This window comes from Citrobacter sp. RHBSTW-00887 (genome assembly GCF_013728095.1).
Lineage (GTDB): Bacteria > Pseudomonadota > Gammaproteobacteria > Enterobacterales > Enterobacteriaceae > Citrobacter > Citrobacter braakii.
In genome coordinates this window covers 3,515,599-3,538,529 of record NZ_CP056267.1, presented here as the reverse complement: position 1 = coordinate 3,538,529, position 22,931 = coordinate 3,515,599, and the positions used below count along the sequence as shown (strand labels likewise).

At 51.2% G+C, this 22,931-nt stretch carries 25 protein-coding genes; 13 read left to right on the top strand and 12 right to left on the bottom strand.

Features of this window, described 5'->3' with window-relative positions; genetic code table 11:
* Positions 1-3: 3 nt before the first annotated feature.
* Genes gsiB through gsiD form a run of 3 tightly spaced genes read left to right on the top strand, consistent with a single transcriptional unit; the run spans position 4 to position 3,423 of the window.
* On the top strand, positions 4-1,542 hold the full coding sequence (gene gsiB / locus HV314_RS16975) for a glutathione ABC transporter substrate-binding protein GsiB (protein ID WP_046274653.1): 1,539 nt from the start codon (positions 4-6) through the stop codon (positions 1,540-1,542).
* A gap of 46 nt (positions 1,543-1,588) precedes the next feature.
* Positions 1,589-2,509 (top strand): glutathione ABC transporter permease GsiC, encoded by a 921-nt coding sequence (gsiC, locus tag HV314_RS16970; RefSeq protein WP_016152391.1) that lies wholly within the window; start codon positions 1,589-1,591, stop codon positions 2,507-2,509.
* A gap of 2 nt (positions 2,510-2,511) precedes the next feature.
* Complete coding sequence (gene gsiD, locus HV314_RS16965) at positions 2,512-3,423, top strand: glutathione ABC transporter permease GsiD (protein WP_016156084.1); 912 nt, start codon at positions 2,512-2,514, stop codon at positions 3,421-3,423.
* A 56-nt stretch (positions 3,424-3,479) separates the two neighbouring features.
* Here the strand turns inward: gsiD and rimO are convergent, their stop codons facing one another.
* Positions 3,480-4,787 (bottom strand): 30S ribosomal protein S12 methylthiotransferase RimO, encoded by a 1,308-nt coding sequence (gene rimO, locus HV314_RS16960; protein ID WP_181546235.1) that lies wholly within the window; start codon positions 4,785-4,787, stop codon positions 3,480-3,482.
* Positions 4,788-5,162: 375 nt separating this feature from the next.
* Positions 5,163-6,274, bottom strand: a protein-coding gene (locus HV314_RS16955) for an IS3 family transposase (RefSeq protein WP_181546233.1) whose coding sequence is annotated in 2 segments (ribosomal slippage) — positions 5,163-6,013 and positions 6,013-6,274 — 1,113 coding nt in all. Because the reading frame shifts where the segments join, the coding sequence is not laid out codon by codon here.
* Between the two features lie 48 nt (positions 6,275-6,322).
* Here HV314_RS16955 and HV314_RS16950 point away from each other — a divergent pair.
* On the top strand, positions 6,323-6,526 hold the full coding sequence (locus tag HV314_RS16950) for a hypothetical protein (protein WP_181546231.1): 204 nt from the start codon (positions 6,323-6,325) through the stop codon (positions 6,524-6,526).
* Between the two features lie 180 nt (positions 6,527-6,706).
* Here HV314_RS16950 and HV314_RS16945 read toward each other — a convergent pair whose 3' ends face one another.
* Positions 6,707-7,183 (bottom strand): hypothetical protein, encoded by a 477-nt coding sequence (locus tag HV314_RS16945; protein WP_181546229.1) that lies wholly within the window; start codon positions 7,181-7,183, stop codon positions 6,707-6,709.
* 32 nt (positions 7,184-7,215) lie between these two features.
* Between HV314_RS16945 and HV314_RS27425 the strand changes: the two genes are divergently transcribed.
* The 3 genes from HV314_RS27425 to HV314_RS16930 all read left to right on the top strand — a co-directional run bounded on the left by HV314_RS27425 (position 7,216) and on the right by HV314_RS16930 (position 9,767).
* Complete coding sequence (locus tag HV314_RS27425) at positions 7,216-7,590, top strand: hypothetical protein (protein ID WP_239006900.1); 375 nt, start codon at positions 7,216-7,218, stop codon at positions 7,588-7,590.
* A gap of 593 nt (positions 7,591-8,183) precedes the next feature.
* Positions 8,184-8,567: a biofilm formation regulator BssR gene (gene bssR, locus HV314_RS16935; protein ID WP_016152394.1), complete on the top strand. Its 384-nt coding sequence runs from the start codon at positions 8,184-8,186 to the stop codon at positions 8,565-8,567.
* Positions 8,568-8,669: 102 nt separating this feature from the next.
* Positions 8,670-9,767, top strand: a complete 1,098-nt coding sequence (locus tag HV314_RS16930; RefSeq protein WP_181546227.1) for a PQQ-dependent sugar dehydrogenase — start codon at positions 8,670-8,672, stop codon at positions 9,765-9,767.
* Positions 9,768-9,772: 5 nt separating this feature from the next.
* Here HV314_RS16930 and HV314_RS16925 read toward each other — a convergent pair whose 3' ends face one another.
* Positions 9,773-10,399 carry a glutathione S-transferase family protein gene (locus HV314_RS16925; RefSeq protein ID WP_016156088.1) on the bottom strand — a complete coding sequence of 209 codons (627 nt, stop codon included), beginning with the start codon at positions 10,397-10,399 and terminating at the stop codon, positions 9,773-9,775.
* A gap of 328 nt (positions 10,400-10,727) precedes the next feature.
* On the opposite strand from HV314_RS16925, the gene dacC reads away from it, so the two are divergent.
* Complete coding sequence (gene dacC, locus HV314_RS16920) at positions 10,728-11,930, top strand: serine-type D-Ala-D-Ala carboxypeptidase (RefSeq protein WP_016156089.1); 1,203 nt, start codon at positions 10,728-10,730, stop codon at positions 11,928-11,930.
* 45 nt (positions 11,931-11,975) lie between these two features.
* Here the strand turns inward: dacC and deoR are convergent, their stop codons facing one another.
* Together deoR and ybjG are read right to left on the bottom strand one after the other, a co-directional pair.
* Positions 11,976-12,734, bottom strand: a complete 759-nt coding sequence (gene deoR, locus HV314_RS16915; protein WP_094760736.1) for a DNA-binding transcriptional repressor DeoR — start codon at positions 12,732-12,734, stop codon at positions 11,976-11,978.
* A gap of 64 nt (positions 12,735-12,798) precedes the next feature.
* Entirely contained in the window at positions 12,799-13,407 is a 609-nt protein-coding gene (ybjG, locus tag HV314_RS16910) for an undecaprenyl-diphosphate phosphatase (protein ID WP_181545950.1), read from the bottom strand.
* Between the two features lie 297 nt (positions 13,408-13,704).
* Between ybjG and HV314_RS16905 the strand changes: the two genes are divergently transcribed.
* On the top strand, positions 13,705-14,937 hold the full coding sequence (locus HV314_RS16905; RefSeq protein ID WP_181546224.1) for an MFS transporter: 1,233 nt from the start codon (positions 13,705-13,707) through the stop codon (positions 14,935-14,937).
* A 28-nt stretch (positions 14,938-14,965) separates the two neighbouring features.
* Here the strand turns inward: HV314_RS16905 and HV314_RS16900 are convergent, their stop codons facing one another.
* The 3 genes from HV314_RS16900 to HV314_RS16890 all read right to left on the bottom strand — a co-directional run bounded on the left by HV314_RS16900 (position 14,966) and on the right by HV314_RS16890 (position 17,377).
* Entirely contained in the window at positions 14,966-15,247 is a 282-nt protein-coding gene (locus HV314_RS16900) for a hypothetical protein (protein WP_019076373.1), read from the bottom strand.
* A gap of 106 nt (positions 15,248-15,353) precedes the next feature.
* Entirely contained in the window at positions 15,354-16,169 is an 816-nt protein-coding gene (locus HV314_RS16895) for a Cof-type HAD-IIB family hydrolase (protein WP_181546222.1), read from the bottom strand.
* Positions 16,169-17,377 (bottom strand): MFS transporter, encoded by a 1,209-nt coding sequence (locus tag HV314_RS16890; protein ID WP_032946991.1) that lies wholly within the window; start codon positions 17,375-17,377, stop codon positions 16,169-16,171. Before HV314_RS16890 ends, HV314_RS16895 begins: the two co-directional genes overlap by 1 nt.
* 85 nt (positions 17,378-17,462) lie before the next feature.
* Here HV314_RS16890 and HV314_RS16885 point away from each other — a divergent pair, with 85 nt between their 5' ends.
* On the top strand, positions 17,463-18,023 hold the full coding sequence (locus HV314_RS16885; RefSeq protein ID WP_049040682.1) for a TetR/AcrR family transcriptional regulator: 561 nt from the start codon (positions 17,463-17,465) through the stop codon (positions 18,021-18,023).
* Here HV314_RS16885 and HV314_RS16880 read toward each other — a convergent pair.
* Both HV314_RS16880 and HV314_RS16875 read right to left on the bottom strand, forming a co-directional pair.
* The gene (locus HV314_RS16880; RefSeq protein WP_181546220.1) at positions 18,010-18,807 is read right to left on the bottom strand and encodes an SDR family NAD(P)-dependent oxidoreductase; all 798 of its coding nucleotides are present in this window, start codon (positions 18,805-18,807) and stop codon (positions 18,010-18,012) included. The two genes, HV314_RS16885 and HV314_RS16880, sit on opposite strands and share 14 nt — an antisense overlap.
* A 269-nt stretch (positions 18,808-19,076) precedes the next feature.
* Positions 19,077-20,762 carry an aspartate:alanine antiporter gene (locus HV314_RS16875; protein ID WP_016152406.1) on the bottom strand — a complete coding sequence of 562 codons (1,686 nt, stop codon included), beginning with the start codon at positions 20,760-20,762 and terminating at the stop codon, positions 19,077-19,079.
* Between the two features lie 269 nt (positions 20,763-21,031).
* Between HV314_RS16875 and HV314_RS16870 the strand changes: the two genes are divergently transcribed.
* Positions 21,032-21,412, top strand: coding sequence for an inner membrane protein YbjM (locus HV314_RS16870; RefSeq protein ID WP_016152407.1), 381 nt, complete (start codon positions 21,032-21,034; stop codon positions 21,410-21,412).
* 34 nt (positions 21,413-21,446) lie between these two features.
* On the opposite strand, the gene HV314_RS16865 is transcribed toward HV314_RS16870, so the two are convergent.
* Positions 21,447-21,710, bottom strand: coding sequence for a GrxA family glutaredoxin (locus HV314_RS16865; RefSeq protein WP_016152408.1), 264 nt, complete (start codon positions 21,708-21,710; stop codon positions 21,447-21,449).
* A 172-nt stretch (positions 21,711-21,882) separates the two neighbouring features.
* On the opposite strand from HV314_RS16865, the gene HV314_RS16860 reads away from it, so the two are divergent.
* Both HV314_RS16860 and nfsA read left to right on the top strand, forming a co-directional pair.
* Positions 21,883-22,173, top strand: a complete 291-nt coding sequence (locus HV314_RS16860; RefSeq protein WP_047415298.1) for a YbjC family protein — start codon at positions 21,883-21,885, stop codon at positions 22,171-22,173.
* Positions 22,157-22,879 carry a nitroreductase NfsA gene (gene nfsA, locus HV314_RS16855; protein ID WP_016156098.1) on the top strand — a complete coding sequence of 241 codons (723 nt, stop codon included), beginning with the start codon at positions 22,157-22,159 and terminating at the stop codon, positions 22,877-22,879. Before HV314_RS16860 ends, nfsA begins: the two co-directional genes overlap by 17 nt.
* Positions 22,880-22,931 lie beyond the last annotated feature (52 nt).

The window sequence follows — 22,931 nt, the reverse complement described above, 5'->3', positions numbered from 1 at the left end:
AACATGACAAAAATTGTTGCTCGAAAATGGCTGGTTGCTGTGGGAGTAGCCTCTGCGCTGGCCGCCACACCTGGCTGGGCCGCCAAAGATGTAGTAGTGGCGGTAGGATCCAATTTCACCACCCTCGATCCCTACGACGCAAACGACACGTTGTCGCAGGCGGTAGCGAAGTCGTTTTACCAGGGGCTGTTTGGCCTTGATAAAGAGATGAAGCTGAAAAATGTGCTGGCGGAGAGTTATACGGTTTCTGATGATGGCCTGACTTATACCCTTAAGCTGCGACAGGGCGTGAAGTTTCAGGACGGCACCGACTTCAACGCCGATGCGGTTAAAGCTAACCTCGACCGGGCCAGCAACCCGGAAAACCATCTGAAACGCTACAACCTGTATAAGAATATCGATAAAACCGAGGTCGTCGATCCGTCGACGGTGAAGATAACGCTGAAGCAGCCGTTCTCTGCATTTATCAATATTCTGGCGCACCCGGCTACGGCGATGATCTCTCCCGCCGCGCTGGAGAAATACGGCAAGGAGATCGGTTTCCATCCCGTGGGGACCGGGCCGTATCAGCTTGAGACCTGGAATCAGACGGATTTTGTAAAGGTTAAGAAGTTCGCGGGTTACTGGCAGCAAGGGCTGCCAAAGCTGGATACGATTACCTGGCGTCCGGTGACCGACAACAACACGCGTGCGGCAATGCTGCAGACCGGGGAAGCGCAGTTTGCCTTCCCGATCCCTTACGAACAGGCGGCGCTACTGGCGAAGAATAAAAACCTGGAACTGGTGGCCAGTCCGTCTATTATGCAGCGTTACATCAGCATGAACGTCACGCAAAAACCGTTCGATAACCCGAAGGTGCGTGAAGCGCTGAATTATGCCATCAACCGTCAGGCGCTGGTGAAAGTGGCGTTTGCCGGTTACGCGACGCCAGCAACCGGCGTTCTCCCACCGTCGATCGCCTATGCGCAAAGCTATACGCCATGGCCATACGACCCGGCAAAAGCGCGCGAACTGCTGAAAGAAGCGGGTTATCCGAACGGTTTTACCACCACGCTATGGTCTTCTCATAACCATAGTACCGCGCAAAAAGTGCTGCAATTTACCCAGCAGCAACTGGCGCAGGTGGGCGTTAAGGCTCAGGTGACGGCGATGGATGCCGGTCAGCGCGCGGCGCAAGTCGAAGGTAAAGCGCAGAAAGAGAGCGGGGTACGCATGTTCTACACCGGCTGGTCTGCCTCTACGGGTGAAGCAGACTGGGCGCTGTCACCGCTGTTTGCATCTCAAAACTGGCCGCCAACGCTGTTTAATACGGCGTTCTACAGCAATAAGCAGGTGGACAGTGATTTAGCGGCAGCGTTGCAAACCAACGATCCGGCCCAGAAAGCGAAGCTGTACAAGGATGCGCAGGATATTATCTGGAAAGAGTCGCCGTGGATCCCACTGGTAGTGGAACAACTGATTTCGGCGCACAACACCAGATTGACCGGGTTCTGGATCATGCCGGATACCGGATTTAGCTTTGATGATGCGGATTTAAAATAAGCTATTCATCCGGCCCCGCCACGCAGGGGCCGGCGAAGGGAGTGTGATGCTTAACTATGTTTTCAAGCGCCTGCTGGGGTTGATTCCAACTCTGTTGATCGTAGCGGTGCTGGTATTTTTATTTGTTCACCTGCTACCAGGCGATCCGGCCCGGCTGATTGCCGGACCGGAGGCTGATGCTGAGGTGATCGAACTGGTGCGTCAGCAGTTGGGTCTGGACCAGCCGCTGCATATTCAGTTCTGGCATTACATTACTAACGTGTTGCAAGGCGATTTTGGAACCTCAATGGTTTCTCGTCGCCCGGTTTCCGAAGAGATAGCCAGTCGTTTTATGCCATCGCTCTGGCTGACCATTGCCAGCATGGCGTGGGCGGTGTTATTCGGCATGACGGCAGGGATCATTGCTGCTGTATGGCGTAATCGTTGGCCGGACAGATTGAGTATGACGCTCGCCGTCACCGGGATCTCTTTCCCGGCGTTTGCGCTCGGCATGCTGCTCATGCAGATATTCTCCGTTGAGCTTGGCTGGTTACCCACCGTTGGCGCTGATACCTGGCGGCACTATATCCTCCCGTCTATTACCCTGGGTGCGGCGGTGGCTGCGGTGTTAGCCCGGTTTACCCGCGCTTCGTTTGTCGATGTGCTCAGTGAAGACTATATGCGTACCGCGCGGGCCAAAGGGGTGAGTGAAACCTGGGTGGTGTTAAAACATGGTTTGCGTAATGCGATGATCCCGGTGGTCACCATGATGGGGCTACAGTTTGGCTTTTTGCTTGGCGGCTCAATTGTCGTTGAGAAGGTGTTTAACTGGCCAGGGCTTGGGCGGCTGTTGGTGGACTCAGTCGAAATGCGCGACTACCCGGTGATTCAGGCCGAGGTGCTGTTGTTTTCTCTGGAGTTTATTCTTATTAACTTAGTGGTGGATGTGCTCTATGCCGCCATTAATCCGGCTATCAGGTACAAGTAAGGATGCGATTTTTTAACTGGCGCCGACAGGCGATTTTAAATGCGATGCCCCTTGTTAAGCCTGAGCAGATACGCACGCCGTGGCATGAATTCTGGCGTCGTTTCCGTCGCCAGCGCATGGCGATGTTAGCGGGGTTATTTGTCGTGCTGTTGATAATGGTGGCGATTTTTGCTCGCTGGTTAACGCCATTTGATGCCGAGAATTACTTCGATTATGACCGTCTGAATGACGGACCGTCGATGCTGCACTGGTTCGGCGTTGACTCGCTGGGGCGGGATATTTTTAGCCGCGTGCTGGTGGGGGCGCAAATCTCGCTGGCGGCGGGGGTCTTTGCCGTATTTATTGGCGCAGCGATTGGCACCGTGCTGGGTCTGCTGGCGGGATACTACGAAGGCTGGTGGGATCGACTGATTATGCGTATCTGCGATGTGCTGTTCGCCTTTCCGGGCATTTTGCTGGCGATAGCCGTGGTCGCCGTACTGGGCAGCGGCATTGCAAACGTGATTATTGCCGTGGCCATTTTCTCCATTCCGGCCTTCGCGCGGCTGGTGCGCGCAAATACGCTGGTGCTAAAGCAGCAGACCTTTATTGAATCCGCGCGCAGTATTGGCGCCAGCGATGCGACCATCATCTTCAACCATATCTTGCCGGGTACGGTTTCATCGATCGTGGTCTTTTTTACCATGCGTATTGGCACGTCGATTATCTCTGCCGCGAGCCTGTCATTTCTGGGATTGGGTGCGCAGCCGCCGACCCCGGAGTGGGGGGCAATGCTCAATGAAGCCCGCGCTGATATGGTGATCGCGCCGCACGTGGCGATTTTCCCGGCGGTGGCGATATTCCTGACGGTGCTGGCGTTTAACTTACTCGGAGATGGTCTGCGCGACGCGCTGGACCCGAAAATTAAAGGATAAATCACAGGCCGGATAAGACGTAACGCTTATCCGGCCTACAGTTGGGTTGCGCTTATTTAAACGCGGGTGCCCCACAGATCGTATTCATCAGCGTTTTCGACCTTCACGCGAATGATATCGCCAGGTTTCACCTTGGTTTCGCCATTCAGGTATACCGCGCCGTCGATTTCCGGGGCGTCAGCCATGCTGCGGCCAATCGCGCCTTCTTCGTCAACTTCATCAACGATAACCAGAATTTCGCGGCCCACTTTCTCATGCAAACGTTCAGCAGAGATTTGCTGTTGCAATTGCATAAAGCGGTTCCAGCGTTCCTCTTTCACCTCTTCCGGGATTTGGTCCGGCAGGTCATTGGCGCCAGCGCCTTCTACCGGGCTGTATTTAAAGCAGCCCACGCGGTCCAGACGCGCTTCCTTCAGGAAGTCGAGCAGCATCTGGAAGTCTTCTTCCGTTTCACCCGGGAAACCGACAATGAAGGTTGAGCGCAGCGTCAGTTCAGGGCAGATTTCACGCCACTGCTTGATGCGTGCCAGTTGTCTGTCCACGGAGCCTGGGCGTTTCATCAGCTTAAGAATACGCGGGCTGGCATGCTGCAGCGGGATGTCCAGATACGGCAGGATTTTCCCTTCCGCCATCAGTGGGATCACGTCATCAACGTGCGGGTAGGGATAGACGTAATGCAGACGAGTCCAGATCCCCAGTTTTGATAACTGCTCGCACAGATCAACCATGCTGGTTTTGACCGGCTCGCCGTTATGGAAACCGGTGCGATGCTTCACATCCACGCCGTACGCGGAAGTATCCTGAGAAATAACCAGTATCTCTTTTACGCCCGCATCCACCAGACGTTTGGCTTCGCTGAGGACATCGCCAATCGGACGGCTCACCAGATCGCCACGCATTGACGGAATAATGCAGAACGTGCAGCGGTGGTTGCAGCCTTCAGAAATTTTCAGATAGGCATAATGACGCGGAGTGAGCTTGACGCCCTGTTCAGGAACCAGGCTCAGGAACGGGTTGTGCTTTGGTTTGGGCACATAGTGGTGAACGTGCTCCAGAACCTGTTCGTAGCTATGCGGCCCGGTGATTTCCAGCACCTTCGGGTGGACTTCACGGATCTGATCGACTTTCGCGCCCAGACAGCCGGTGACGATCACCTTGCCGTTTTCGTTCAGCGCTTCGCCGATTGCTTCCAGCGACTCCTGAACCGCGCTGTCGATAAAGCCACAGGTGTTAACGATAACCATATCCGCGTCGTCATAGCTTGGCACAACATCATAGCCTTCGGTACGAAGTTCGGTCAGGATGCGTTCAGAATCGACGAGGTTTTTCGGGCAGCCTAAAGATACAAAACCAATTTTGCTCATTTTATGTACGAATCATTGCTCAGGAAAACGCGGAGTATACAACATGCCTCAACCTTACAGCTATATCCTATGGTGATCTGATCGTCAATAAAATGGAACCACGGAATAAAGGCAGTTAACCGCATCTAGAGCGTATGCCACTAAACATAACCTAGATATGGTTGAAATTATTGAGCCTGGTGTCTCAGCATTTCGTGGAAAGAACCGGTCTGGCAAACTCGGAGACTTTATTGATGCGGTGAAAAGTCATGCATAGCTTCGGATTCATGGATTTTCTGCGAGTATTTGGACCGGCTGAGTCGTGATCAGGTTGATGAAGCCCTACGCTTATTCCTTGAATTGATAGGTCTAGGTCTAACTGTAAGCACACCCGTTTTAGTTCCATGCATTTTTTGAGATCCCGGCCAAATAATGGTGCTGTCGGTATTCCTCCGGTGTCATATTGTTCAGTGATTCATGCGGGCGTTCACAGTTATATTCTGACAACCATTTCTCCGTGATTTCCCGCACTTCATTCAGCGTTCTGAACAGATAAAAATCGAGTATTTCTGTACGGTATGTCCGGTTAAAGCGCTCAATGAAAGCGTTCTGCGTCGGCTTACCTGGCTGGATAAATTCCAGTTTTACTGCATGTTTCTCTGCCCATTCAGCCAGTGTCAGAGAGATAAATTCCGGGCCATTATCCATGCGCAGCATGACCGGATACCCGCGATTTGTCGCAATCCTGTCGAGTACACGGACCACTCGCTGAGCTGGCAGATTCAGATCGATTTCAATCGACAACGCCTCACGGTTAAAGTCATCAACGACATTGAACGTGCGAAAACGACGGCCACAGATCAGGGCATCATGCATAAAGTCGACAGACCAGCTCTGGTTCAGCGCTGCCGGTGTTGCCAGTGGCGAGGGATTACGCACCGGCAAGCGCTGTTTGCCCTTACGGCGAAAATTCAGTTTCAGCAGACAGTAAATACGGTGGATCCTTTTGTGATTCCACGGGTATCCCTGCCGCCGCAAAACCTGAAAAAGTTTCGGAAAACCGTATCGTGGGTATCGCTCTGCCACTGCCTGCAACGCGACAATAACGGGTTCGTCACGCGTGGTATCCGGACGGTAATGGTAAACCGTTCTGCTCAGGTTAAGACTCCGGCAGGCCTGACGGATACTGAGTCCAAATGTCGTTATCAGATGGGTGACCAGCTCACGCTTAAAGGCTGGTTTTAAAGCTTTTTTTCGATAACGTCTTTCAGCGCCCGGTTCTCAAGGCTCAGGTCGGCAAACATCTGTTTGAGACGCCGATTCTCGTCCTCAAGATCCTTGATCTTTTTAATATCAGAAGCCCCCATGCCGCCGTATCTGGACTTCCAGTTATAGTAGGTGGCTTCAGAGATACCGGCCTGCCGGCAGACATCTTTAACGGTTCGTCCAGCTTCAACCGACTTAATCACAGCGATGATCTGATGCTCAGTAAAACGGGCTTTACGCATAGCGATCTCCTTCGTTGGCAGATTGATTATGCCGGATGAGCTCTAAATGTGAATGGTACGATTATGCGGGATGTTTACAATAGGAATAAAGATGAAATAGATAAAACATTATATGAGTTGGGTAAAATGGATTTTGAACAACTACCAGAGTACACGGAAGTATTAGATGAAGACGAACAAACAGAAATTGAAGACACTATTCTCGAAAGCATAGAAGACAATCCAGCCTCCGAAGATTCAGAATATAAGTGATTTTGTAAAGGACGTAATGGTATTTCAAGATGGGCCGAGTGCACTTACACTCATCATTGCCTATAACTGGTTAATCGTACCAGTACTAAACTATTTTGGAATCGTCGTGAACCAAGTATCTATGGGGCAACTCCTACAGATACTTTTGACTATGGTTGGTGGAAGCTAATAGGAAGCCCCTTATGGGGCTTTTTTTATTGTTGTAATTATTGTAATAGTTTCATCATTTTCGGTAAATATCGAATGGCTTTCTTTTTCTATTCTTCTTACTTTAGATTTTGCTCCATGCTTATGCTTCAAGTAAGCAGATGCAATCATTCCTAATACAAGTAAAATTAAAGTTCCAATAATAGTTACTTGTTCACGCATCTCTAAACTACTTTCATCTACTTTACATACTAATGATATAATGGATGTGATTGCTACAGCAATGCTGAATACTAATAATAAATCTACAGGTGGCTTGTTGGGTCTTTCAAAAGATGTGATATTTTTAATAAAATCAAAACCAGATAGAACTGTAAGTATTAAAGCTATTACTGTTAGGGATATGTTTACGTTGAATTGATTTGCCGCAAAAAAGTAAAGTAAAGCAAAAATAATTGATAATAATAAAGTTGCAATGAATGGAAGGTTTTTTAAAGGACACTTTTTCATAAATACCCCAAAGTTTTTGAAAGGGGTATTTTATGGCAAGAGTTACAAAAAAGGAATCTACGAATCATAATAGGGTGATGGAGTTAGTACATTCTGATAAGAAGCTAACACAGGATGATAAGGAATTATGTTTCAAAAATTACAAAGGTGATGGTATCGGTAGACTCAGCTACTACCAGTACTTAAGGCACAAACTCACTCACATCACGTGTGTTGAGCTAAATCCAGAGTATGTACTTATAGGGAAGAGGATATTACCAGAGGCAGAATGGATTACTGGTGATGCACTTCAGTACCCTCCAGACCGTTTCTATCGTGTTGCATATGGCAATCCACCATCAGCAAGATCAACACATCACAGGAGTATACAGGTCGTTATACGTGGTCAGAATTTGAGTACAAGGTGATAGATCACGCGAGTAAGTCTGCATCTATGTAGGTCTGGATAGTACCCTAAAGTTCAGCGGGATTTGTGTACTCAGGTGCTCAGTACTACGACCGAGAGAAACGCCAAAGTACGTTAAGCTTCACAACCAGACCGGGTACACACTTCAACCCGGTGTAGGTATTGATACATCGATCTATAGGGATGATTGGAACGGAACAAAGGTCATCTGTGAGTCTGTGATTGTCTATTATGACTGTACAAATTTATGAAATTCGTGTGTTCTGATTCTGTTTTAGTACGGAGTTCATTAGTTTATTTCTTGATTTTTCGGGCAGCCCAGGGAGACAAAGCCGATTTTCGGCTGGTGGGTTACATTGCTCATAGCGTAAAAATTGTTCAGTTATTGGAATATTCAGGGCACGGATTCTACAGAGTTCTGAATAAAAATTGTATCGCAATCTCATACCATCAGTCGCCACGCCCAGCGTGGAATTAAAGATTATTTGTAAATTATGTTAATTTTAGGTGATGGATTGATCCTGGACACGACTTTGTTCAAAAAACGACCATACTATTAAGTTGCACCATAGTTGGAAAGAGGAGGAACAAAGTATGGTTGTTGACAGACTGAGAACCGATCTTCTCAACAAATTGATAAACGCCCGTGTCGAACTTGCCGCTTATCTGCTGTTGAGAAAAGCGAAAGGCTACATGTCAGTCAGCGAGAGCGATCGTCTGCGTGATAATTTTTTTGTACTGAATCGCGAATTGCACGAGCAATCACAGCTTCACGGTATGCATCTTGATCAGGAAGAGTGGAATGCCCTTCATCGTGCTGAAGGGGCGTTAGCCGCCGCCGCTGTTTGTCTTATGAGTGGACATCACGATTGTCCAACCTTTATCGCCGTTAACGCAGAGAAACTGGAAAACTGCCTGACAACGCTGACGCTAAGTATCCAGTGTTTGCAATCTTATCCAACGCTGGAACACGTCTGAATCAGGGGGAGGGCGCTCCCCCTTTTCGTTAAGATTATGTAAATGTGGCGGGATAATTCCCCTTGCTGGCTACGCTTTATGCAGAGCCATTAAGGAGGTGTTATGCGTCGACTCTTTCTCTGTGCTGTCCCACTCGCGCTATTTTCCTCTTATGCCGCCGCGGTAGAGGTGGAAGTGCTGCAAACGAAACTCGATCATCCGTGGTCGCTGGCGTTTTTACCCGACAATCGCGGTATGCTCATTACGCTCAAAGGCGGCCAGCTTCGACTTTGGCAGTCTGGAAAGGGGCTTTCCGACCCGCTAACCGGCGTACCCAAAGTCTGGGCGAATGGTCAGGGGGGATTGCTTGATGTGGCATTAGCACCGGATTTTAAACAATCCCGCCGGGTGTGGCTTAGCTTTGCTGAAGCTGACAGTGAAGGTAACGCCGGGACAGCGGTTGGTTACGGACGACTGAGCGACGATCTCAAACATCTGCAAGGGTTCCAGACCATTTTTCGCCAACAGCCTAAGCTCTCCAGCGGAAACCATTTTGGCGGACGTATGGTTTTTGATGGCAACGGTTATCTGTTTATTGGTCTTGGTGAAAATAATCAACGTTCTACCGCACAGGATCTGGATAAGCTGCAGGGCAAGGTCGTACGACTGACCGATGAGGGAAAAATTCCGCCGGATAATCCGTTTGTGAAGAGGGCAGGAGCGCGGGCAGAGATTTGGTCATATGGTATCCGCAACCCGCAGGGGATGGCGATGAATCCCTGGAGCGATACGCTGTGGCTCAATGAGCATGGTCCACGCGGGGGCGATGAAATCAATATCCCGGAGAAAGGGAAAAACTACGGCTGGCCGCTTGCGACCTGGGGCGTTAACTACAGTGGTCTTAAAATCCCCGAAGCAAAAGGCCCAATTGTTGCTGGAACAGAGCAACCCATCTTTTACTGGGAAAAGTCACCGGCGGTCAGCGGAATGGCTTTTTATAATAGCGATACCTTCCCACAGTGGCGGCAGAAGTTGTTCATTGGCGCGTTGAAAGATAAAGAAGTGATCGTGTTGAGCGTCAAAGGGAATGCCGTCACCGAAGAGGGTCGTCTGGTGCAGGAAAGGGGACAACGGATCCGTGATGTGCGCGTCGGACCAGACGGGTACTTATACGTACTAACCGACGAGTCCGACGGGGAATTACTGAAAGTGAGTCCCTGATTGAGTTAGCTGACCGGGATCATTACGACTTTTTGAAACGCCGGACGTTCGGTCAGTTGCTGATACCAGTTCTCCAGATGTGGGCGCGGGGTCCAGCTCAGGCCAACGTTGAACAGGTTATAGATGAACGGCGCAACGGCGATATCGGCAGTGCCAAATTCAGCCCCGGAGAACCATGGCTGGTCCGCCAGCGCGTTATCCAGAATAGCAAACAGGTTATCGCACACCTGACTACCCGCCTCGATTGCCGCCATGTCGCGTTTCTCGGCAGGGGTTCTGACCAGGCCAAACAAGATAACCCGATGCGCAGGACTTAGCGTCTGGTTTGCCCAGTCCATCCATTTTTCACCGACGGCGCGCGCGGCCGGGGCGTCAATCCACAAACGCTTTTGTCCGTACTGAGCTGCCAGATAGCGGACAATGGTATTGGATTCCCACAGAACAACGTCCGTTTCATCATCACGTAGCAGCGGGACCAGTCCGTTCGGGTTGAGTGCCAGATAGTCGGCATCGCGGTTACCGCCATGCTGTCCGCCCGCCAGAATTTGGTTATACGGCAGTTCCAGTTCCTCGAGCGTCCACAATACTTTTTTTACGTTGGTCGAGTTATTGCGACCCCACAGTGTAATCATAGTAACCCCGCAAATTAATTGAGCAGCTTTATGGCTGCAGATGCCATCTGACTAGCCCACATGGTGGGGTAAACCTAATATTTACGCAACAAAGTCTAAAAAAATCGTGCCAGGAGCAGCGCAGCGCGGTGTTATTGCATAAACTTTAAAAACTTTACCAACTTACGGTTTCTTTAAGCTCGTTAGTGCGTTATTACTCACCGCACTTATTTTACACGTCATCCATCAGACCTTTTCTGCATGGGTTGGCCAGGGTCGCCTGGCTGGTTTTGTGTAAACACGGTGTGGTATGACGTGGTTTTTTGGAATGGATACTCGGGTGGCATTTATGACGCAATACTTCTCTTCACTTCGCAGCTTTGCTGCAGGTTCTGCACTCTTAATCCTTTTGGCGCCGAGCGTACAGGCGGCGGAGCAACCAACGGCCCCACCGAGCGTCGACGCGCGCGCGTGGATCCTAATGGATTACGCCAGCGGTAAGGTACTGGCGGAAGGTAATGCTGATGAGAAACTGGATCCTGCCAGTCTGACCAAGATCATGACCAGCTATGTAGTCGGTCAGGCGCTGAAGGCCGGGAAAATTAACCTCAACGACATGGTTACCGTGGGCAAAGACGCCTGGGCGACCGGTAATCCGGCCCTGCGCGGTTCGTCGGTTATGTTCCTCAAGCCCGGCGATCAGGTGGCAGTGTCCGATCTGAACAAAGGCGTTATCATCCAGTCTGGTAACGATGCCTGTATCGCACTGGCTGATTACGTTGCCGGCAGCCAGGAATCCTTCATTGGTCTGATGAACGGCTACGCGAAAAAACTGGGGCTGACCAATACCACTTTCCAGACCGTGCATGGCCTGGATGCGGCAGGACAGTTCAGTACCGCACGTGATATGGCCCTGCTCGGGAAAGCGCTAATCCACGATGTACCGGAAGAGTACGCTATCCACAAAGAGAAAGAATTTACCTTTAATAAAATCCGCCAGCCGAACCGCAACCGTTTGTTGTGGAGCACCAACCTGAACGTGGACGGTATGAAAACCGGTACTACGGCTGGGGCGGGATACAACCTGGTCGCTTCTGCGACCCAGGGGGATATGCGCCTGATCTCCGTGGTGTTGGGGGCGAAAACCGACCGCATTCGTTTTAATGAGTCAGAAAAGTTGCTGACCTGGGGCTTCCGCTTCTTTGAAACTGTTACGCCGATTAAACCGGATGCCACTTTCGTGACGCAGCGCGTCTGGTTTGGCGATAAGAGTGAAGTTAATTTGGGCGCCGGAGAAGCGGGCTCGGTGACTATCCCGCGTGGTCAGCTCAAAAACCTGAAGGCCAGCTTTACCCTGACCGAACCACAGTTAACCGCGCCGCTGAAGAAAGGCCAGGTTGTGGGGACTATCGACTTCCAGTTGAACGGGAAATCCATCGAGCAGCGTCCACTGATGGTGATGGAGGCCGTGGAAGAGGGGGGATTCTTTAGTCGCATGTGGGACTTTGTGATGATGAAATTCCACCAGTGGTTTGGCGGCTGGTTCTCTTAATCTTAGCGTTTGCCGGATGACGCTATCGCCATCCGGCAGTATCGCTTAATACATCAGCTTGATACGTTGCGCTTTCGCGTACTCAATAAACGCCTCGTCAGGGCGGCTATCGCTGACGATGGTATTAAAGCGTTTTACTTCACCCATCCGCGCAGGACGCACCTTACCAAATTTGCTGTGATCGACCACCAGCACGTGATGCTGCGCCATCGACATCGCCCAGTGTTTCACCGGTAGCTCTTCCAGGTTAAAACAGGTCGCGCCTTTCTCAATATGAATGCCAGCTGCGGAATAAAAAGCGATATCCGGGCACAGGTTGTTCAGCGTTTCCTGGAAATCAAGCGGTTTGAAAATTGCGTTGCTGGCATGGAATTCGCCACCACACAGAATGACGCGGCACTGCGGTTTTTCCTGCAGCACCAGAAACGTATTCAGCGAGTAGCAGATTGCGGTGAAAGGCAATTCATTGTCGATAGCCTCAATGATCCACGGCGTGGTGGTACCACAGTCGAAAAAGATAGTCTGATGTGCCTGCACGAGGCTTGCCGCCATCTGGGCGGCACGGCGCTTTTCATCAACCAGTCGGGATTTTTGATCGCTGATTAAATAGTGATTGGCGCTGCGGGGTTCCAGAACAATATAGCCCCCGAGCAAGACGACGGGAGCATCGTGATTATTCAGGTCGCGACGAATGGTCATCTCAGATACGCCCAGCAGCGTCGCGGCTTCTTTGAGGTGTAATTTATCGCTGCGTTTCAGCGCCTGCAGTAATTGACCAATACGCTCGTCGCGTCGAGTTTCCATAGTTCCCCTGGAGAGTAGAATAAGTGCTCAGTATCGCGCTTAATACTACTCTTTTTACCGTGGGTTAGTCACGCACCCAGCCTTTACGGATGGGCAGAGCGAAGCAGGCGCGATAGCAATTTTGCAAGCCGAGGTACAGGGGCGTGCCAAACCGCTGCCAGATCATCTGAGCGCTCAGGCAGCCAATCAGCCCGGCGAGTAATCCTCCCAGCATATCCAGCGGCCAGTGTACGCCAAGGTAGACCCGCGACCAGGCAATCGCCACAGCAACGACCATCAGCAGAGCGCCCGTCCACAGGCGATGCCAGAACAGGAAAGCCAGTGCAAAGGTAAAGATAACCGTACCGTGATCGCTCGGGAAAGAGTCATCCGCCGCATGATGCAGGAAGTTGTAACCGATGTGGTTAACAAACGGACGATCGTGAGGGAACAGATGCCCCATCAGCCATGAAATCGTCAGACCGACGATCAGCGCAATCGCCATTTTTATAACTAACTGGCGCTGGAGAGTAACCTGGGCCCGCGGCCCCCAAAGCCAAAGCACAACGGCTAACAGCGGTACGATGTTAATCAGGTCTTTGGCAATAAAAATGGCAAGCGATATCATCCATTGCGCAGAGTCCGGCGTGGCATTGATGAGATAAAAAAGTGAGTTGTTCAGATTTTCCAGCATAACGTCCAGACTCAGTGTAATCGTTAAAAAGGCCCAAGAGGGGAGAGCATAAAATTGCTTTCACGGGATAAAAAGCGGTCTTGTCTTATTTGTCTGTTAAATGACTATTTTTCAGACAATTAATGAGACTTATTGAACATGATAGCGGTCTCAACTTAAATTAACCTTAACGCAAAATGTTCCTGAGCAAATGAGTGTAAAAATGTGCGCAATTTGCTTTCAAATCACATAATTCACTATCACCAGTACGGCGCATTTATTACACTTTGCGCGATTTTCCTATAGTTAAGAGACTGCATGCAGAACCGTTTATCTTCAGGCGCCCGTTTGGGGCGTCAGGCATTACTTTTCCCTCTCTGTCTGGTGCTTTACGAATTCTCTACTTATATCGGCAACGATATGATCCAGCCCGGAATGTTGGCGGTGGTGGAGCAATATAATGCCGGATTAGATTGGGTGCCCACATCCATGACCGCCTATCTGGCTGGCGGCATGTTTTTGCAGTGGTTATTAGGACCGCTGTCGGATCGAATTGGACGTCGCCCGGTGATGTTAACCGGCGTGCTCTGGTTCATTGTGACCTGCCTTGCAACCCTGCTTGCGCAGAATATTGAGCAATTTACCTTCCTGCGTTTTTTACAAGGGATAAGCCTGTGCTTTATTGGCGCGGTGGGTTACGCCGCAATTCAGGAATCCTTTGAAGAAGCGGTGTGCATAAAAATTACCGCGCTGATGGCAAACGTAGCGTTGATTGCGCCCCTGCTGGGGCCGTTGGTCGGTGCAGCCTGGGTACATGTTCTGCCGTGGGAAGGGATGTTTATCCTGTTTGCCGCCCTGGCCGCCATCTCTTTTTATGGTCTGCAACGCGCGATGCCGGAGACGGCAACCCGGCTTGGTGAAAAGCTGTCGATTAAAGAGCTGAGCAAAGATTATAAGCTGGTGCTGAGGAACGTGCGCTTTGTTGCAGGCGCGCTGGCATTGGGTTTTGTCAGCCTGCCGTTACTGGCGTGGATTGCGCAGTCCCCGATTATTATCATCAGCGGTGAACATCTCAGCAGCTACGAATATGGCCTGTTGCAGGTGCCGATTTTTGGCGCGTTGATTGCCGGTAACCTGGTACTGGCGCGCCTGACCTCGCGAAAAACCGTACGTTCGCTGATTATCATGGGCGGCTGGCCAATCGCCGTCGGGCTGGTGATTGCCGCTGCGGCCACGGTGGTGTCATCCCATGCTTATCTATGGATGACGGCGGGTTTAAGCATCTATGCGTTTGGTATTGGCGTGGCGAATGCGGGACTGGTACGTCTGACGCTGTTTGCCAGTGAAATGAGTAAGGGCACGGTTTCTGCCGCCATGGGTATGTTGCAGATGCTGATTTTTACCGTCGGTATTGAGCTGAGTAAACACGCTTATCTGCTCGGAGGAAACGGCTTGTTCAGCCTGTTCAATCTGGCAAGCGGCGTACTGTGGGTGATTTTGATGGTTATCTTCCTGAAAGATAAACGGGTAGGGGATTCACGTGAAGGTTAAAGCCCGGTTGCCCGGGCCAGGCAAAAACTTAGTGGTGATCGTCAATCTGGTGTTCGATGATCATTCCTTCACCGACGCTTGCAACATGTCGCGCATAAGGATGTGCGCGATAGACAGGGGCCGGGGCAGGCGCCGGAGCAACATACACCGTTTGTGGCGCGGTGGTGACGCTGACCGCCTGCGGAACGCTGACGGAAGAGGGCACTACCACCACCTTATAACCGCTTGGTACATCAACGGTAACGCTTTGCGCAAATGTTGTCCCCGCAAAACCCAGCAACAATGTCGCTATCAGTACACTTTTCTTCATAATCCGCTCGTCTGAATATTCACTGGAGGTAATAATCCAGCGGGTTAATTTGAGGCGGATTATGAATAGATCATGCCATCATTTTGTTGCCGTCTGTGCTGAGACGTTATTGCGTAAACGGTGCTTCATTCTTTAACACGCGGTCGATAATATCCAGCACGCCCTCTTCGTTGTTCGACCCTGCGCGATATTTTGCCGCCTGGATAACCGGCTCATGGGCGTTCGCCATTGCAAAACTAAATCCTGCCTGACGTAGCATCTCAATATCATTGCCGCCATCGCCAAACACAACAACTTCATCGTCGGTAATATTCCAGCGTTGTTGCAGCAGACGCAGCCCGTTTGCCTTATGCACACCGGGTATAATTAAATCGATGCTGCCGTAGCCGGTATGTACCGGCACCATAATGTCGCCAATCGCCTCATGGAGGTCAGCCTGCACCTGGGGGATACGATCGTCTGAAATATTTAGCCCGAACTTGAAGAAAATGTCGTTGAGGTTGTCAAAATTATCCACAAATTCAAGATGATGATAATACATGGCGGAGACAGTCTTATGCTCATCGCTGTACCGCTTCAGGGTATAGGCGCTATTTTTACCGCAGGCGATAATGTCGATGTCCGTACGGGTCAGCAGATGTTCCACGATGGCCTGGAAATCGTCTTTTGCCAACTCACCGTTAAAGACATCTTCCCCTTCACTGACCACCCATCCGCCGTTTTCGGCAACAAATGAGATTTCACTGGCCAGTTCAGGGAAAAAGGAGATGAGCTGGTAATACTGGTTGCCGCTGGCGACCACAAAGCGGATCCCTTGTTCTTTCATCTGGCGGTATTGCGCCATAAAGCGCTCACGATTATAGGTTTTTTGGTCGCTTAAAAATGTGCCGTCCATGTCGACTGCAATCAGTTTGATACGCATTAGCTGTTCTCCATCACAGTGGTGTTTTTGAGATCCGGTTTTGCCACCGCTTTCGCGACGATGGCGGCGACAAGCACCAGCGCCAGCACCACCAGCATAGCGCTACGCAGGCCGTAGTGTTCACCCAGGTAGCCCAGCAGCGGTGGTCCAACCAGGAATGCCAGATAGCCGGTAGTGGCGACAACGCTGACGCGGGTTGGCGCATCGGGGCCGGTGTCGCTGGCAGCCGAAATGGTCAGTGGGAAGCCCAGTGATGCGCCGAGTCCCCACAAAATAACGGAAACACCCGCCACCCAAGTGCTGTCGACAAAAATAATCAGGCTAATCCCAAGAGCACCCATTAGCGCACTGGCGCGCACTACCGCGACGCGGCTGTAGCGGTCGATGAACCAGCCGCCAGTAAATCGTCCAACGGTCATGCCCAGCGTAAATCCGGCATAAATCAGCGAGCCTGATGTCGGGCTAAATCCATGTCCGTCCACCATCAGCAGCGGAAGCCAGTCGTTGGCGGAACCTTCAGCAAATGCCATTGCGAGCACCACGACGCCAATCAGCAATAGCTGAATATCGCGATAAAAAGGCAGTCCTTTTTCGCCGGAGCGAGACCCGTCAGCGGCATTTTTACCCGTGCCGTCAGGAATGGCTTTGATGGCGATGAAGATAGGGGTGATAGCCACCATCGCCGCCAGCAAGATATGCGCGGTCGCCGGTACGCTGAAGGCGGTAAGCATCATCCCGACTCCGGCACCCGCCAGCGTTCCCAGGCTGTAAAAACCGTGCATCATCGGCAGTACGGTTTTATTCATTTCGCGCTCAACAGCCGCACCTTCGACGTTGATGGCAACTTCTGCTGCGCCAAAGCTGGCGCCGAACACGCCCAGACCAAATGCGAAAAGCCATGCGGAATGCAGCCAGAGCGCCACGCTGAGGATTGCCATTCCGAGGACTGCGCAAGACATGGTGGTGCGGATCACTTTACGCGTGCCAAATCGTTTCACCAGCCAGGCCGAACAAAGAATGCCACTCATCGAACCAATTGAGAGTCCAAACAACACCGCGCCCATTTCGGCGGTTGAGATGGAGAGGATATCTCTGATGGCAGGGGTACGCGTTGCCCAGGAGGCCATTAATAATCCTGGTAAAAAGAAGAACGTGAACAGTGCCCAGGTGCGACGTCTTAAGGCTTTGCGTGATGAGATGCCAGTCATGAATTCGAGCCGAAGAAAAGAGGAAAGAAGACAACCTTAGCAAGGTTGTGTACATTTGTACACAAATGCAAGAAGAGGTAATGCAGTGCGACGTGCGAACGATCCGCAGCGGCGGGAAAAAATAGTTCAGGCGACTCTGGATGCGGTAATAGCCCATGGTATTCATGCGGTTACACATCGGAAGATTGCGACAATTGCTCAGGTGCCCTTGGGTTCTATGACCTATTACTTTTCGGGAATTGATGAGCTTTTAATGGAGGCGTTTGAGCGTTTTACTGACAGGATGATGCTGCAGTATCAGGCTTTTTTTGCCGACGTTGCGGATGCGTCGCAGGCTTGCCATGCGATTACCGATATGATTTACAGCTCCCAGGTCACGACACCCGATAACATGGAACTCATGTATCAGCTATATGCATTCGCCAGCCGTAAACCGGCACTAAAAACGGTGATGCAAAACTGGATGTTACGCAGCCAACAAACGCTGGAGCAGTGGTTTGCTCCGGTTACGGCGCGGGCGCTGGATGCGTTTATTGAAGGGATGACGCTGCATTTTGTCACGGACAAAAAACCACTGCGGCGAGAAGATATCTTGCTGATGGTGGAGCGTATTGCGGGGTTGCCCGCGACGGTCAGTTGCGCGTAGCGCCGCCGGTAATATTCACCACCGTTGCGGTGATTGCTCCGGCATGGTCTGAAGCCAGAAAGGTCATTACCTCAGCGATTTGTGCAAGCGTAGGCAGACGCCCAAGCATGGTACTTTGCGCCGCACCAGCTAACCATTGTGCGACGGTAATACCCATTGACTGCGCTTTAGCGGTAAAAATCTCCCCGGTATAGGAACCGGCCTGAACGGCATCCACAATCGCATGCGAGCGCACGCCGACGACCCGAATATTCGCCGGCCCCAGTTCGCTGGCAAGCGCTTTAATAAAGGCCTCTGTTCCCGCACAGCCGACGATGTGTCCCAGATGTCCAGGCATCGCCATCGGGGCTGCGGGCGCGACAACGGTGAGAATGACGCCCGCACGATTGCCACCCATGTGTGGTGTTACGGCTTTTGCGATATTGAACTGCGCCGAGAGGAAAGGGGTGATACCGCTCATAAACTCAGAAAGGGATAACGCCTCGATGCGTTTGCCCTGTTCATGCATAAAGCCGGTTGCGTTAACCACCACATCCATTCCACCGGTTTGCTGCGCAAGGTGAGTAACTAGTTTTGAGGTGCCGTATTCGTCGAGTACATCGGTGACAAAGGTTTCGACTGTACCGCCCGCGGTTCGAATGCTACTGGCCGCCCAATCCAGCTTTTCCTGACTACGCGCGCCCAGATACACATGGGCGCCTTCACGCGCCATAGCATGCGCAACTGCACTGCCTATAGCGCCGCTGCCTCCGAAGATTACCGCGACTTTGCCTGCGAGTAACATAGCAACCACCTATTACCATTTAGCTCTGACTAAAAGTATGTGTCATAACCAGCATGCTGCAAATGTGAGAGAGTTTCGGGGGGAGGGAGTCAGCGAACGCAAAATTCAGGCAACAAAAAACCCATCAACCTTGAACCAAAACGGCGGGGTTGATGGGCTCCACAAATTGGGGACATCAAAGAAAAGCAGTGGCAATAGTTATGACTGACGTCTTGAAGAAAAGTTCTGCTTACCTGCAAAAAATTTTCGTTTAAGAGTAAATTTCAGCGCTAACCAAGCCCAGGCCAGACAATGACGATGAGTGTCCCCGCTAATGTCAGCAGTACGTTGGCAATTGCGTAGGTCCCGGCATAGCCTAATGCGGGGATGTTGCTGCGTGCCGTATCGCTGATGATTTCCATTGCCGGAGCGCAGGTACGCGCGCCCATCATGGCGCCAAAAAGCAGGGCGCGGTTCATGCGCAATACGTAAGCACCGAATAAGAAACAGATGACAACCGGCACCAGGCTGACAACCAGGCCGGCAATCAGCATTTGACCACCCACGGCGCCAAGGCCATTGCCAATGCCGCTGCCCGCGCTTAAACCGACGCCTGCCATAAATACCATCAGGCCAAACTCTTTGACCATGTTCAGCGCCCCCTGTGGGATATAGCCAAACGTTGGATGGTTGGCACGCAGGAAGCCCAGCATGATCCCAGCGAACAGCAGTCCAGCCGCATTCCCGATGCCGAAGCTGAAATTACTGAACTGGAAGGTGATCATCCCGATCATCAGACCGATGATAAAGAAGGCGCAGAAGGCCAGCAGATCGGTCACCTGACTGTGAATGGAAATGAAGCCGATACGATCGGCAATGGTTTTGACGCGGCGAGCATCCCCACTGACCTGCAGCACGTCGCCTTTATTAAGCACGACGTTGTCATCGATAGGCATTTCAATCTGGCTACGGATCACGCGGTTGAGAAAACAGCCGTGATCGGTCAGCTTCAACTGGGCCAGGCGGCGGCCAACGGCATTGTGATTTTTCACCACAATCTCTTCAGTGACGATGCGCATATCGAGCAGATCGCGATCGAACACCTCTTTACCATTACGGAAGCTGGGATCGAGGCGGGCATGCGCATCCGGATAACCCACCAGGGCTATCTCATCGCCCATTTGCAGTACCGCGTCGCCATCCGGGTTGGCCAGGATGCCGTTGCGACGGATGCGTTCAATGTAACAACCGGTCTGGCGATAGATACCCAGCTCGCGCAGATTTTTGCCATCGGCCCATGCCACCAGTTCCGGGCCAACGCGATAGGCACGAATTACCGGCAGATAAACCTTACGGTTGGCATCAGTGTCCAGACCTCGTTCACGTGCGATTTGTTGGGCGCTGGTTTGCAGATCCTGATGCTGAAGTTTCGGCAGGTAGCGCGCGCCAACAATCAGACTGACCAAACCAATCAAATAGGTGAGCGCATAACCGAGGCTCAGGTTATCGAGGGCGGTTGAAAGCGATGTCCCCGACATTCCGGAATGGCGCAAGGTGTCACCCGCGCCGACCAGCACCGGCGTTGAGGTCATCGAACCGGCCAGCATACCTGCCGTCAGGCCGATGTCCCAGCCAAATAGCTTACCCAGCCCCAGGGCGATCAGCATGGCGCTGCCGACCATCACCAGAGCAAGCATTAGATAATTTTTCCCATCGCGAAAAAAAATCGAAAAAAAGTTGGGACCGGCTTCGACGCCGACACAAAAAATAAACAGCATAAAGCCGAGATTTAATGCATCGGTGTTAATACTAAAGTGCTGTTGACCTAATAATAGGGACACCACTAAAACGCCAATGGAATTACCGAGTTGGACTGAACCCAGACGTAATTTACCCAGACACAGGCCCAGTGCCAGGACCACAAATAATAACAGGATGTAATTCCCATTTAACAAATCTGCGACGTTTATATTCACGGAGACTAACTTCTTGTTTACTAGTAAGCTATTGAAAGAAATGGCAATTTACGCTAATGTTTTTGCCAGAAATTAAGGGGCGACAGCTTCGTACACAGCCCCGAATAATGCAGCATAACAATATATGCGGTTAGTTTAATCTCATTACGTATCAACGGCTATAAGAATCGTGTGAGTGTGTTTTTGGCATGGAATGCCAGGTTACTTTATCTGACTGGACGCCTGCGGGCGAAAAGAGTGTTCGATAGAGAATGTGTCAGGAGGAACAATTGAAACATAAGCAAAGTTGGGCGGGTGCGGTCTGCTGCTTTGTGCTCTTTATTGTGGTGTGTCTTTCATTAACGCTGAACGTGAAAGGGGCATTCAGAGCGGCAGGGCATCCTGAGGTCGGATTGTTGTTTTTTATCCTGCCTGGTGCTGCAGCAAGCTTTTTCTCCCATCGTCGGGAGGTGCTCAAACCCCTTCTTGGTGCCATGTTGGCGGCGCCGTGCTGTCTGTTACTGATGCGGTTCGTTTTTATGCCGACGCGTTCGTTGTGGCAAGAGCTGGCGTGGTTGTTTAGTGCGGTGTTTTGGTGCGCGCTTGGCGCATTGTGTTTTTTGTTTATCAGCAACTTGTTCAATCAGCATCATCGACGGAAAAAGAACTGAAGACGCCCTCCAGCGGAGGGCGTAGAAACGGCTATCAGGCGAACAGATTCATGTTCTCTTTTGCCCACGCTTCAAAATCCGTGCAGCCGCCGATGTGTTTTTGATCAACAAAAATCTGCGGAACGGTTTCAACTGGCTTACCTACCGTCTTTTCCAGATCGGCTTTCGTAATACCTTCGGCATGGATATCAATGTAGCGGAAGTTAAAATCGTCATGCTCATTGCTTAATTTTTCTGCTAATTCTTTTGCGCGCACGCAATACGGGCACCCTGGACGACCAAAAATAACGGCAAACATCTCTCTCTCCTCGAACTTATCAGGCCGGATGGCAATACTTGTTATGATGCCGCGATTTGTGACGGATGAAAAGCAGGTTCAGCCTGTTGCTTTGATATCCTCAAGCTATAACTGTTAAACACGACAAGCCGGAACGTTTTATAATGAAAGCCATTTCGCCGGGAGGCCGCTTATGCGCGCAATTGGTGCATTACCCAAAAGCGTATTGATGCTGGAAATAATCGGGATGGTTTTGTTATCGCTGGCGCTGCTGTCGCTTAGCGATTACCTCACTTTACCCGCACCGCTTGGCAGTCCGTTAGCCTGCGTGGTGATGATATTTCTGGGTGTGCTGCTGATGCTTCCCGCCGCGGTGGTATTAACGTGGCGTATTGCTCAACTGGTTGCGCCGCAGCTGATGTCACGAACCCCCGGTGATTCTTCACGTTCAGACAGAGAAAAAAGAGATGACGCCAACCATTGATTTACTTCGTAGCCACCGTTCCATTCGCCATTTCACCGATGATGCCATTTCGGATGCGCAGCGGGAGGCGATTATTGCCGCCGCTCAGGGGACCTCAAGCTCCAGTTTTTTACAATGCACAACCATCGTTCGCATAACGGATAACGCCCTGCGTGAATCACTGGCTACTTTATCCGGCGGACAAAAACATGTGGCGCAGGCCGCCGAGTTCTGGGTGTTTTGCGCTGACTTTAATCGCCATTTGCAGATTTGCCCTGACGCGCAACTCGGGCTGGCGGAACAACTGCTACTGGGCGTTGTTGATACCGCGATGATGGCGCAAAATGCGCTGACGGCGGCAGAGTCTTTGGGGCTTGGCGGCGTGTTTATTGGCGGTCTGCGAAATAACATTGAGCCGGTCACTGAACTGCTGAAGCTTCCGCAACATGTTCTGCCGTTGTTTGGGCTATGCCTCGGCTGGCCTGCTGATAACCCGGATATCAAGCCGCGACTGCCAGCGTCGCTTGTGGTGCACGAAAATCAGTATCAGCCACTCAACAAAGACGTTTTGTCGCAATATGATGAGCAGCTCGCGCAGTACTATCTGACCCGCGGGAGCAATACGCGTCGTGACACCTGGAGCGACCATATTCGCCGCACCATCATTAAAGAAAGTCGTCCCTTTATCCTGGAATATTTGCATAAACAGGGATGGGCTACGCGCTAAAGATTTTAACGCAGTGTATGATACGCCAGCTTTTACCAGGTCATTCAGAGAG